General features: G+C 54.1%; 10 protein-coding genes. 7 read left to right on the forward strand and 3 right to left on the reverse strand.

Going from position 1 to position 13165, the window contains the following annotated elements; genetic code table 11:
* The first annotated feature begins 347 nt into the window (after positions 1–347).
* From GN242_RS09445 to GN242_RS09465, 5 genes are all read left to right on the forward strand, one after another.
* Positions 348–1331: an arabinose ABC transporter substrate-binding protein gene (locus GN242_RS09445; RefSeq protein WP_154751327.1), complete on the forward strand. Its 984-nt coding sequence runs from the start codon at positions 348–350 to the stop codon at positions 1329–1331.
* A 241-nt stretch (positions 1332–1572) separates the two neighbouring features.
* The gene (araG, locus tag GN242_RS09450) at positions 1573–3096 is read left to right on the forward strand and encodes an L-arabinose ABC transporter ATP-binding protein AraG (protein WP_156287350.1); all 1524 of its coding nucleotides are present in this window, start codon (positions 1573–1575) and stop codon (positions 3094–3096) included.
* 20 nt (positions 3097–3116) lie between these two features.
* Positions 3117–4097, forward strand: coding sequence for an L-arabinose ABC transporter permease AraH (gene araH / locus GN242_RS09455; RefSeq protein WP_154751325.1), 981 nt, complete (start codon positions 3117–3119; stop codon positions 4095–4097).
* 11 nt (positions 4098–4108) lie between these two features.
* Positions 4109–5029, forward strand: coding sequence for an arabinose operon transcriptional regulator AraC (gene araC / locus GN242_RS09460; RefSeq protein ID WP_154751324.1), 921 nt, complete (start codon positions 4109–4111; stop codon positions 5027–5029).
* Positions 5030–5101: 72 nt separating this feature from the next.
* Entirely contained in the window at positions 5102–6142 is a 1041-nt protein-coding gene (locus GN242_RS09465) for an oxidoreductase (protein ID WP_154751323.1), read from the forward strand.
* Positions 6143–6186: 44 nt separating this feature from the next.
* Here the strand turns inward: GN242_RS09465 and add are convergent, their stop codons facing one another.
* Complete coding sequence (add, locus tag GN242_RS09470) at positions 6187–7185, reverse strand: adenosine deaminase (RefSeq protein WP_154751322.1); 999 nt, start codon at positions 7183–7185, stop codon at positions 6187–6189.
* 175 nt (positions 7186–7360) lie between these two features.
* Here add and GN242_RS09475 point away from each other — a divergent pair, with 175 nt between their 5' ends.
* The gene (locus GN242_RS09475) at positions 7361–8707 is read left to right on the forward strand and encodes a hypothetical protein (protein WP_156287351.1); all 1347 of its coding nucleotides are present in this window, start codon (positions 7361–7363) and stop codon (positions 8705–8707) included.
* A 35-nt stretch (positions 8708–8742) separates the two neighbouring features.
* Here the strand turns inward: GN242_RS09475 and GN242_RS09480 are convergent, their stop codons facing one another.
* Complete coding sequence (locus GN242_RS09480; RefSeq protein WP_154751320.1) at positions 8743–10245, reverse strand: YdgA family protein; 1503 nt, start codon at positions 10243–10245, stop codon at positions 8743–8745.
* A 137-nt stretch (positions 10246–10382) separates the two neighbouring features.
* The gene (manA, locus tag GN242_RS09485; RefSeq protein ID WP_156287352.1) at positions 10383–11567 is read right to left on the reverse strand and encodes a mannose-6-phosphate isomerase; all 1185 of its coding nucleotides are present in this window, start codon (positions 11565–11567) and stop codon (positions 10383–10385) included.
* Positions 11568–11767: 200 nt separating this feature from the next.
* Here manA and fumC point away from each other — a divergent pair, with 200 nt between their 5' ends.
* The gene (gene fumC / locus GN242_RS09490; protein ID WP_154751318.1) at positions 11768–13165 is read left to right on the forward strand and encodes a class II fumarate hydratase; all 1398 of its coding nucleotides are present in this window, start codon (positions 11768–11770) and stop codon (positions 13163–13165) included.

The following is a 13165-nucleotide window of genomic DNA, read 5'->3' on the forward strand; positions in this document are numbered from 1 at the left end:
AGGCTTTTTTAATGTTCCTCTATCCTGGAAACATGGCGGGGAATCGGTTAGGTGCGGCTGGCTGCAAATATGCACTTTTCTGTCATGGAGGGCGGTATTGTGATGGGCTTCAAATGTTGCTCATCGGTTAAATTGGCTGAAAAGATGGACAAAACGACTGTAATTTCAGGGTGTGATAGCGCTCTACATATTTCAGTTTACTTGCGGGTAAAACTAGCGCACTACCGCCGCTGGCCCAAAGTTAGTGTGCAGGTAAGGTATTGTTTAACTGATTTTAATTTTTTCAACAGCCGATTGTTACCGTTTACACAATCCCGCCCAAGGCGGGCACTGAGCCGGAGAGCCTCATGCACAAATTCACTAAAGCGCTGGCCGCGATTGGCCTCGCAGCCGTTATGTCACAATCCGCTATGGCGGAGTCAATGAAACTGGGTTTTTTGGTAAAACAGCCGGAAGAGCCATGGTTCCAGACTGAATGGAAATTTGCCGACAAAGCCGGTAAGGATCTCGGTTTTGAAGTGATTAAAATCGCGGTGCCGGATGGTGAGAAAACCCTGAATGCCATCGACAGTCTTGCCGCCAGTGGAGCGAAAGGGTTTGTTATCTGTACCCCCGATCCGAAACTGGGTTCAGCGATCGTCGCTAAAGCACGCAGCTACGGTCTGAAAGTGATTGCTGTAGACGATCAGTTCGTTACTGCCAAAGGTAAGCCGATGGACACCGTGCCGCTGGTGATGATGGCCGCCACTAAAATTGGCGAACGTCAGGGGCAGGAGCTGTACAAAGAGATGCAGAAACGCGGCTGGGATGTAAAAGACACGGCCGTGATGGCGATTACTGCTAACGAGCTTGATACCGCCCGCCGTCGTACCGGTGGCTCCATCGATGCACTGAAAGCCGCCGGATTCCCGGAAAAACAGATCTATCAGATCCCAACAAAATCTAACGATATCCCCGGTGCTTTTGACGCCGGTAACTCCCTGCTGGTTCAGCATCCTGAAGTGAAAAACTGGCTGATTGTGGGCATGAACGACAACACCGTTCTCGGTGGTGTCCGTGCAACGGAAGGTCAGGGCTTTAAAGCACCAAACGTCATTGGTATTGGCATTAATGGTGTGGATGCGGTCAGCGAGCTGTCAAAAGGCCAGGCGACAGGTTTCTATGGTTCGCTGCTGCCAAGCCCGGATGTACACGGTTATCGCAGTATTCAGATGCTGCATGACTGGGTAACCAAAGATATTGAGCCTGCGAAATTTACGGAAGTTACCGATGTGGTGCTGATCACCCGCGACAATTTCAAAACCGAGCTGGCGAAAAAAGGTCTGAAGTAATCTCTGGCAGCGGGTCGGGCATGCCCGACCCCTACAGAAATCGTCACATGTTGTGTTCGGTTATACCCAGGGGCGAGGCACGCTTCGTCCGGAATGACATCACGGTTATACCCAGGGGCGAGGCACGCTTCGTCCGGAATGACATAACGGTTGTACGTAGGGGCGAGGCACGCTTCGTCCGGAATGACATAACGGTTGTACGTAGGGGCGAGGCACGCCTCGCCCGAAACCTGGAGAAATCATGAGTCAGCAACCTCCATATCTCAGTTTTCACGGCATCAGCAAAACTTTTCCGGGCGTGAAAGCGTTGCAGGACATCAGTTTTGACTGTTATGCCGGGGAAGTGCACGCCCTGATGGGTGAAAACGGCGCGGGAAAATCGACGCTGTTAAAAATTCTCAGCGGCAGCTATCAGGCCAGCGGTGGAGAAATCCGCATCAAGGGTCAGCCGGTGAATTTCCAGAACACCACCGATGCGCTGAACGCCGGGGTGGCGATTATTTATCAGGAATTACATCTGGTGCCGGAAATGTCGGTGGCGGAAAACATCTTTTTAGGTCAGCTGCCGCAGCGCGGTGGGCTGGTGAACCGCTCGCGCCTGCGCTCTGAGGCTGCGCGTCAGCTCAATACTCTGGGTATGGATATTGACCCGGATATGCCGTTGAAATATCTCTCACTCGGCCAGTGGCAGATGGTGGAGATCGCCAAGGCGTTAACACGTAACGCGCAGGTTATCGCTTTCGATGAACCAACCAGCTCACTCTCAGCGCGCGAGATAGACCAGCTGTTCCGCGTCATACGCCAGCTGCGTGCTGACGGCCGTGTGGTGCTCTACGTCTCTCACCGTATGGAGGAAATTTTTGCCCTCAGCGATGCCATCACGGTGTTTAAAGATGGTCGTTACGTGCGCACCTTTACCGATATGGCCACCACCGGAAACGATGAACTGGTGCAGGCGATGGTCGGGCGTGAAATTGGTGATATCTATGGCTACCGGCCGCGCGTTCAGGGTGAAGTCAGGCTACAGCTGAACAACGTTCATGCTAAAGGCGTGCGCAGCCCGGTGTCATTTAGCGTGCGTGCAGGTGAAATTGTCGGGCTGTTTGGCCTGGTAGGGGCCGGTCGTAGTGAACTGATGAAAGGATTGTTTGGTGCCACGCGGCTGACCAGCGGTGAGCTGTGGCTGGATGGCAAAATGCTTAACATCAGGGAGCCGATTGAAGCGATTCGCGCGGGCATTATGCTCTGCCCGGAAGATCGCAAGGCCGACGGCATTATCCCGGTGCATTCGGTACGCGACAATATCAACATCAGCGCCAGACGTAACAACCTCACGGCGGGCTGCCTGATCGACAAACGCTGGGAAGCCAGCAACGCCGGAATACATATTCGTTCACTGAATATCAAAACCCCCTCGGCAGATCAGCTGATTATGAACCTTTCAGGTGGCAATCAGCAAAAGGCGATCCTCGGTCGCTGGCTGTCAGAGGAGATGAAAGTGATCCTGCTGGATGAACCAACGCGTGGAATCGACGTTGGCGCAAAAAACGAAATTTATCAGCTGATTTACGCGCTGGCAGATCAGGGGATCGCGGTGCTGTTCGCCTCCAGCGACCTGCCGGAAGTGATGGGGCTGGCTGACAGAATTCTGGTGATGCGCGAAGGTGAAATCGCCGGAGAACTGGATCATAACGACGCCACGGAAGCGCTGACGCTGAGTCTGGCGATGCCAAAAACCGCCAAACCAGCCACATCCGTGGCCTGAAGAATATGCAGGAGAAACCTATGTCAACGACCTCATCCGTTACACCCGCAGCGCCATCGCGCTTCAGTCTGAGCCGCATCTGGGACAATTTCGGGATGCTGGTGGTATTTGCCGCGCTGTTTATTGCCTGTACGGTCTTTGTGCCGAACTTTGGCTCACTGATCAATATGAAAGGTCTTGGTCTGGCGATGTCGATGTCCGGCATGGTGGCCTGTGGGATGTTGTTCTGCCTGGCCTCCGGCGATTTCGACCTGTCGGTAGCCTCAGTAATTGCCTGCGCCGGGGTGGTCTGCGCGGTGGTGATCAATATGACCGAAAGTCTGTGGATCGGTGTCGCCGCCGGACTGCTGCTCGGCGTTGCCTGCGGCCTGGTAAACGGTTTTGTCATTGCTAAACTGAAAATTAATGCGTTGATTACCACGCTGGCAACCATGCAGATTGTGCGCGGACTGGCCTATATCTTTTCTGACGGTAAAGCGGTCGGCATTGAAGATGAGCGCTTTTTTGCTCTCGGTTACGCCAGCTGGCTGGGTATTCCGGCACCGGTATGGCTGACGATTATAACTCTGGCGCTGTTTGCGTTTCTGCTGAACAAAACCACCTTTGGTCGTAACACGCTGGCAATTGGCGGCAATGAAGAGGCGGCGCGTCTGGCCGGTGTTCCGGTGGTGCGTACCCGTATCATTATCTTTATTCTTTCCGGACTGGTATCAGCGGCGGCGGGGATTATTCTGGCATCGCGTATGACCAGCGGCCAGCCGATGACCTCACTGGGCTATGAGCTGATTGTTATCTCAGCCTGTGTACTCGGGGGCGTCTCTTTGAAGGGGGGCATCGGTAAAATCTCCTATGTGATCGCCGGGGTACTGATTCTAGGAACGGTGGAAAATGCGATGAATTTACTCAATATATCGCCTTTCTCACAGTACGTAGTACGTGGTCTGATATTGTTAGCGGCGGTAATTTTCGACCGTTACAAACAAAAAGCGAAAGCGGTCTGACAGGAGGCGTTATGTATCATCGTCTGGCGCCGGTGGCGCAATCCAACCCATTGCTTCCCGGCTATCCGTTTAGCGCCTGGCTGGTGGCGGGACTGACGCCAATAAATGCGGCGGGGCCGCTCGATTTCTTTATCGATCGCCCGCACGGCATGAAAGGCTACATTCTCAACCTGACCATCAAAGGGCGCGGGCGGGTATTTGACGGTGAGGCAGCCTTTGATTGTGAACCCGGCGATTTGCTGCTGTTTCAGCCAAAAACCCCACACTATTACGGGCGGCTGCCGGAGAGTGACTGCTGGTATCATCGCTGGGTTTATTTCCGCCCACGGGCCTACTGGAGCGACTGGCTGGAGTGGCAGGATGAGGCGCAGGGCGTGGGCCGCCTGCGCCTGCCGGAGTCGCTGCGCGGTGAGTTTGACCGGTTGTTCGCGAATATCGAACATACCCATAACTCCGGGCGTCCGTTTGCTGAAGAGCTGGCAATGAACCTGCTGGAAAGGCTGCTGCTGCGTGCGGTGCAGGAAGACCCGCGCAGTCAGCAACAGGTGCGCGATGCGCGCGTAGTGGAGGCCTGCCAGTACGTGACGAATAATCTGGCGGCTGAAGTGAAAATCGAAGAGGTGGCAAAACATGTCTGCCTGTCGCCGTCGCGGCTGGCGCATCTTTTCCGCGAGCAGATGGGGGTTAACCTGTTGCGGTGGCGTGAAGACCAGCGGGTGATCCGTGCCAAACTGCTGTTGCAGACGACCCAGGAACCGATCGCCAGCATTGGCCGTGAAGTGGGGTATGACGATCAGCTTTACTTCTCGCGCGTGTTCCGCAAACGGGCCGGGGTCAGCCCCAGCGATTTCCGCCGCCGCAGTCTGGATGCCCATGATGCGCTGGTGGCTCAGGAAACCTGGCATGTACCACGACGTGCCCACGAGGCGTAATTCATCCAATTCTTTCTTGTGGTTAATGAGTTGATCGTCTTAAATCAACGGGTAACCACGAGAGGGATTAAAATGAGTGACAAGATTCGAGTTGGCCTGGTTGGCTACGGCTTTGCCAGTAAAACCTTCCATGCACCGCTGATTGCCGGCACTTCAGAAATGGAGCTGGCGGCAATATCCAGCAGTGATGCGACTAAAGTGCACGCTGACTGGCCTTCAGTGCAGGTAGTGTCCGATCCCCAGACGTTGTTTGACGACCCCACGCTACAACTTATTGTTATTCCTACTCCTAATGATACTCACTTCCCGTTAGCCAAAGCGGCGTTAAACGCGGGCAAACATGTGGTGGTGGATAAGCCCTTTACAGTGACGTTGTCACAGGCGCGAGAGCTTGATGCGCTGGCTAAGGCCAAAGGTCTGCTGCTGTCGGTGTTCCATAACCGCCGCTGGGATAGTGATTTCCTCACCGTAAAAGCACTGCTGGCAGAAGGCACGCTGGGTGAAGTACGCTATTTCGAGTCGCATTTTGACCGTTTCCGTCCGCAGGTGCAGCAGCGCTGGCGTGAGCAGCAGGGGCCGGGCAGCGGCATCTGGTACGATCTTGGCCCGCATGTTATCGATCAGGCATTGCAGCTGTTTGGTTCCCCGGTAGCGATCAACGTTGATACCGCCGATCTGCGCCCCGGGGCAGTGACTACCGACTATTTTCACGCCACGCTGATCTATCCTCAGCGCCGTGTGGTGCTGCACGGCAGTATGCTGGTGGCCGCAGAGTCTGCGCGTTATCAGGTGCACGGCACCCGCGGCAGCTATGTAAAATATGGTCTTGATCCGCAGGAAGACAGCCTTAAATCCGGTGCACGCCCTCCACAGGCTGACTGGGGTTACGACATGCGTGATGGCGTGCTGACGCTGGCGGAAGGCGATACGATGGTAGAGAAAACGCTGCTGACCATCCCCGGCAACTACCCGGCTTATTATGCGGCGATCCGTGATGCGGTAAACGGTACGGGTGAAAACCCGGTGAAGGCGGAAGAAGCCATTCAGGTGATGGAGCTGATTGAACTCGGCCTGCAATCTGCCGAGAAACGTCAGACGATGTCGTTAAGATAAAATCAAGAGGGGGGTAAGGCGTACCTTGCCCCCTCCTGATGAAATTATGCCGCTACGCGGGCACGAACTGCGGTTTTTTCCGCATCGCTGAGGAAGGCGATCTTCAGTCCATTCTCCTGCGCCACACGCATCTGGGCCAGGCTCAGACCTGCTGCGGGCGCGGCCACGCTATATTCATGACCAATTTCAATTCCCTGAACCGCCGGATCGTCGGTATTAATAGTGGCGAGAATGCCGTGCTCAAGGAACGTCTTCAGCGGATGGCGCGCCAGCGAGGCCACAGTGCTGGTCTGAATATTCGATGTCAGGCATGACTCAACGCCAATGCCATGCTTCGCCATAAAGTCCATCAGTGCCGTATCCTCTACCGCTTTGACTCCGTGACCAATACGTTCAGCGCCCAGCTCGCGGATCGCCTGCCAGATGCTCTCGGCTCCTGCTGCTTCTCCGGCATGTACCGTAATGCGCAGTCCGGCATCGCGTGCACGGTTAAAGTGGCTGAGGAACTGGCTGCCGGGGAAACCAAGCTCATCACCCGCCAGGTCAAGCGCTGTAATGCTGTCACGATGCGCCAGCAGCCCATCAAGCTCGCGCAGACAGGCTTCTTCACCAAAGGTACGGCTCATAATACCAATCAGACGCACATCAATATTGTGTGCGCTGCAACCCGCTTTGATCCCGTCAATAACTGCTTCCACCACGCCTGCTACCGGCAGGTTATGGGTCATCGCCATATAGCCCGGTGAAAAGCGCAGCTCTGCGTAGTGGATCCCGGCACGGGCAGCATCTTCGACGTTTTCCAGCGCCACACGGCGACAGGCATCCAGTGAGCCGAGCACTTTTACGCCCCAGTCCAGCTTGTTGAGGAAGCTGACCAGGTCTGGCTCAGTCTCAATCACCTGCACATGAGGACGCAGCGTTTCCAGGGTAGCGGCAGGCAGAGCAAGATTAAACTCACGGCCTAAATCAAGGATGGTTTGTGCGCGAATATTGCCGTCAAGATGGCGATGAATATCGGTAAGGGGAAGCTGGGAATCGATCATGTCGGCACTCTCTGTTTTTTTAATAAAAGTGCAGACCATTATAAAAACTCTTTGCGCAACAGCGCCAGCAAATTGCGCAATGGGCTAAAGGTTTATGTTTGTTTGCCGAAAATAACAGCAGAAGTACCACATTTACTGTGACGCTACGGCGTAAAAGACCAAGGGATTGAACACAATGACTGCTATTTCTTCAATTGGAAACCTGTCAGTGAATACGTTGCTTAACGCAACCAGACAGGCAAACGACTCCGCTGCGTCACAGACGGCGCAAACTCTCCCCGCCGCTTCAACCCAGGTCACTCTGGGCCAGGCCGCTACCCACTCACCGGTCTATTCTCTGGCAAAAACCATCACCATCGCGCCGCCGGTCAGCAATACTCAGGGCACCCTGAGCGTTAAGACCGCTGGCGGTGCGCTGGTGGAACTCTCTCAGGCCAGCGACGGTTCGGGTATTGAGATGAACGTGAAAGAGGGGACGTTAAGCGATGCCGAGCGCAGCGCACTGGAAAAACTCTCTGAAGGCTTCAGTAAAGCGCTGGATAGTTTGTCCGGGCAGCCGCCGCGTCTTGATCTCACTGCGCTGACCAAATTTAACAGCGCGGTGCTTAAGTCGGTGGATCTGCATGCCACGGTGGCGGGCGATAATAAGCTGACGCTCGATTTCCATGCTGACAGCAACACGCGTTCGGTTAAATCCAGCGGCGCTATCGGCACGGTGAATATCAGCGTTGATATGAGCAAACGCGCCATTCTCGGCAATGAAAGTCAGCAGCAGCGGGCGCTGAATCAGTATCTGAAGCAGTTTGACCGGGCGCAAAGCCGGGGTGAGGGTGACAGTACGCTGATGGCGATGTTCAAAGACGCATTCACCGCCTTAAACAGTAACTACAGCGAAAGTGGTACCAGCGTAAAAAGTGGCCGGGAAACAACCTATATCTCCCTGACGCGTTCAGATAAAAATATGCTCAGTGGATTAGCTGATTTTACCGCTTCGTTAACGCAGACGCCGGTATCCATTAATCCGACCCGTCTGGGGGAGGTGGATTCCTTCTCTTATCAGGTGTCGCAGGCGAGCACTATTACCGGCACCAGCGATCAGAATCGCAATATTACTCAGAAACAGCAGTCCCATCTGACCGCCAGCTTCCACAAGGCACTCACTGCCGGGCTGCAACTCAATCTGACTACCGACAGAAACTCACAGAATTACTTTTACACCCAGATTGATGACAAGGCGGAAAGCACCACTGAAATTGAGTATCGCAAGGGGGCGCTGGTGTCGGCAACGCTCGATCGGTCGGCGAGTACCGCTACGCGTGTTCAGAAGTATGTGAAAGGGTGGCTGGAGTCTGATACTGCAACCCCGCAACAGACGTCGAAATCAACCGATCTGCTGGCTGAGTTACAGACGGCATGGGATAAGGCGGATTCGCGCATGTCATTTGCTGATTATCTGCGTCAGCATTCGCTGCCAGATTTCGGTGATAAAGTGCTGCTGGAGTCTGATCCACAGGCTTTATAAAAAAGACGGGCCGCGATTGCGGCCCGTTGAGGGATTTACTGCGGCATTGCTGGTGGAACTGCGCCACCGCCCAGCATGTAGCGGGAGAGGAACTGTTCCAGCGGCATTTTCTCACCGTTCATGGTGATCTGACCGTCGCCATATTGCAGGCTGGTACTGATGTTGTTGTCCTGCTGCGTGGTCAGTTTAAACATCTGGCCCATTGCAGCCAGACCTTTCACCTGCTGGTCAGCCAGCTTCGCAGCATCTTCCTGCTTATAGCCTTCAGCCATTGCCACATGAGTCATCATTTCGGTAGCCATTGGCATCGAAATAGTCAGCCTGGTGTCCAGCGCTTTCAACACGGAGTCGACCTGCTGGCCAATACTCTGCGCAGGAGCTGCGTCAGCTACCTGCTCTTTAAACTGTGCGTTCAGCGTATAGGTGCTTTCACCCTTGTCATTTTTCCAGCTAAATGGCGCAATACTGATGGAAGGGTTGCCCTTCAGCAGCAGCGGGAGATTTGTCGTCAACAGTTCACTGGCACGCTGCTGATACAGCTCAGGATTTTCCTGCATCGCCGGATCGTTGGTGAGTGCCTGTACCTGACGGTTATAGGTTTCAGAGAAGGTCTTGAGTGCTTTGCCATCGAAACCATCCAGCTTCAGCGCCAGTTTACCCTGACCAAAGCTCTGCCCCTGCAACTTCAGGCTGTCGAGGGTGTAATCAATCAGGCCGTTAACGCGGTTGTTGGTTGAGTCGAAGCTCGATTTGCCGTTAAGACCTTCGGCAACCATCGCCTCTTTACCATCGACCGCAGCGGTCAGCTTTTTCAAATTGATAGTTTGATCGCCAATGCGCAGCCCTTCCGGGCTAAGGCGGGTATTCGCCGCGATTTTAAGGCCATTGACGGTAAACAGCACCGGCATATCCAGCTCATTTTTGGTGGTCATCACCAGGCTGTCAATATCGCCGCTAAAGTCAACTTTATCGCCTTTATCATCAGCGCTTACCTTCAGAAGGCCGCCATTGAAGGCAAAGCGTTCGCCGGTCTCGGCGTTGCTGTAATCAGCAGGCAGCAGAGTAATATCTGAATCAGTACTGCCACCGTAGCCGATACGGGTTTCGGCCTGCACGATTGACTTACCTTTGGTGATCTCAAACAGCTTTTTCACCACGTCAGTATTTTCCAGTTCGCTATGAACGGAAGCCATGCTCGGGATAAGGTTGAATTTTTTCAGCTGGGCCAGCGGGAAAGGGCCGTGAGAAATATTTTCACTAAAGATGATGCTCTGGCCTGGCTTCAGAATGGAGTTATCTTCGGTTTGTGAACTTGATTGTAAGACAAAGCGTGCATGGCTGCTGAATACGCCACGCTGGAAGTCCTGATAGCTCAACTTCAGGCGGCTTTCCGGTGCGGTGCTCTGGATTTGCGCGTTAGCCTGTTGAACCATCTGATCCATGTTTTTTTCTAACTGCTTACCGGTAAACCAGGCGCTTGCAGTCCAGACTACGCCAAGAGCAACGACCACACCCACGGCAATCTTTGTTTTTTTCATCTGTAATATCGTCCTTTTTCCATTCACGAAGACTGGTTAACCCGTTCAGGTCCTGCAGGTAACCCTTTGGCGATAAAAAACGCCCTGAAGGCGTTTTGATAATTCATGGATAATCTTAGCAATTATGGTCGCTGACGTCAGCCGCATTTCCGAAGATCGTTATATACCCTGGCAACGCGTCCGTCTCCGGTCATGCTTACAGGAGACTCGCTGGCGGCGATCCATGCTGATTCACCCGCTTGTAAGGACAGCGTCTGTTCGCCACAGTTCAATGTAGCCTGACCTTCGATACAGAAGATTATTGCGGCGCTTTGCTGGCTGACACTCAGCGGCCGGGCGCTGAGGGTGTGAATAGCAAAGGCAAAATCTTCGACGGGAATCGGGAAGTTAAGCGTGTCTCCCTGTTGAACCGGCTGAGTCAGAAGACTCTCAGCCGAACGGGAATCAAAGCGCAGATTGGCCAGCAGTTCCGGAACATCAATATATTTTGGCGTCAGTCCGGCGCGCAGCACATTATCTGAGTTCGCCATCACCTCCAGCGCCACCCCGTGCAGATAAGCGTGAGGCGTTTCGGCAAACAGAAACATCGCTTCAGAAGGCTGTAGGGTGACGACATTCAGCAGCAGCGGGGCAAACAGACCGCTGTCATCCGGATAGACGTTTGCGATTTCAGCGATGGTCTGCCAGGGTTCAGCGTGCTGGCTGGCAACATTCGCCCGCAAAATATCCAGCGCCAGCGCTTTCTCATCCCCCTGCATTGAGAGCAGGCTGGAAAACAGCGAGGCGAGGGCCGCTGCATCCGGAGCATTCAGGAAGTGGGCTATCGCCGGATGCCCCCCCGCTACAGGTTGCAGCAGCGAGATAATCTCTGAAATCGGGCGGAAACCGTTAATCGCTTTAAACGGAGTCAGGGCGTAGACCAGCTCTGGCTTGTGGTTGGCATCTTTATAGTTACGCGTAGGGGCATCAAGCGGAACTCCGCTGGCATTTTCACGCGCATAGCCCACTTCAGCGGCAGCTTTACTCGGATGAACCTGAATAGACAGCGGTTGTTCAGCGCACAATACCTTAAATAAAAACGGCAACTCGCCAAATCGCTCTGCAACTTCCGCGCCTAACAGCCCGGCCTTGTCTGCATCAATCAGTTCGCGCAGCGAATGGGGCCTGCCGTCAACCATCACCTGCGAAGAGCTTTTCGGATGGGCACCCATCCACAACTCTGCCATCGGCTGTTGTGAAGGATTTTTAACACCATACATTTCAGTGAGGGCGGTTTTGCTGCCCCATGCGTAATTTTGCAGCGAATTGATTAATTTTTGCATCACATTCCCCTGGTTATTCACTGGTTATTGGCGCTATTAAAGCAGAAAAACACATTAGAAAGACAATCGGGATGCAAGAAACGCGAATGAGTCGCATAATCGTAATCCTCTGTATGTCAGACTACCGCCGCGCTTTTGGCCGCCTTACTGGTCAGATTGCGCCACTTTATAATCATATGTCCGTGCTAAAGGAGACAGGAATGGCTGCCAACCGCGTTGAAAAAGACTCAATGGGCCCGATTGATGTACCTGCCGATAAACTCTGGGGGGCGCAGACGCAGCGCTCGCTGGAACACTTTCGCATCTCCACTGAAAAAATGCCTGCGGAGCTGGTTTATGCCCTGGCGCTGACCAAACGGGCTGCCGCTAAGGTCAATAATGACCTGGGGCTGTTACCGGATGACCGCGCCGGCGCGATCGTCAAGGCCGCAGATGAAGTACTGGCCGACAAGCATCATGGGGAATTTCCGCTGGCAATCTGGCAGACCGGCTCCGGCACGCAAACTAATATGAATATGAACGAGGTACTGGCGAACCGTGCCAGCGAAATCCTCGGCGGTGAGCGTGGCATGTCGCGTCTGGTGCATCCGAACGACGACGTTAACAAAAGCCAGAGTTCTAACGATGTCTTCCCGACCGCAATGCACGTGGCGGCGGTGGTGGCTGTGCAAGAGCATTTGATTCCTCAGCTGAAAGTACTGCAAAAGACGCTGAATGAGAAAGCGGAAGCCTTTAAAGACATCGTTAAAATTGGTCGTACCCACCTGCAGGATGCCACGCCGCTGACGCTTGGCCAGGAGATCTCAGGCTGGGTGGCGATGTTAAGCCACAGTCTGAAACATGTAGAGCAGAGCATTCCACATCTGGCCGAACTGGCGCTGGGCGGCACGGCGGTGGGTACCGGTCTGAATACTCACCCGGAATATGCCGTGCGCGTGGCAAAAGAGCTGGCAGAACTGACCAGGCAGCCATTCGTTACTGCACCGAACAAATTCGAAGCGCTGGCCACCTGCGACTCACTGGTACATGCTCACGGCGCATTAAAAGGGCTGGCGGCATCGCTGATGAAAATCGCTAACGACGTGCGCTGGCTCTCTTCAGGCCCGCGCTGCGGTATCGGTGAACTGGCTATCCCGGAAAATGAGCCGGGCAGTTCGATTATGCCGGGCAAAGTAAACCCGACCCAGTGTGAAGCGATGACCATGCTGTGCTGCCAGGTGCTGGGTAATGACGTGGCGCTGAATATTGGCGGTGCATCCGGTAACTTCGAGCTGAACGTCTACCGTCCGATGGTGATCCATAACTTCCTGCAATCCGTACGCCTGCTGGCCGACGGTATGGACAGCTTTAATCACCATTGCGCCATTGGTATTGAACCGAATCGTGACCGTATCAGCCAGCTGCTGAATGAATCCCTGATGCTGGTGACCGCGCTGAATACTCATATCGGCTACGATAAAGCGGCAGAAATTGCCAAAAAAGCTCATAAAGAGGGGCTGACGCTGAAAGGTTCCGCGCTGAAGCTCGGCTATCTGACGGAAGAGGAGTTTGATGCCTGGGTGCGTCCGGAGGAGATGGTTGGCAGCATGAAGGTATAA

The organism is Erwinia sorbitola (genome assembly GCF_009738185.1).
GTDB lineage: Bacteria > Pseudomonadota > Gammaproteobacteria > Enterobacterales > Enterobacteriaceae > Erwinia > Erwinia sorbitola.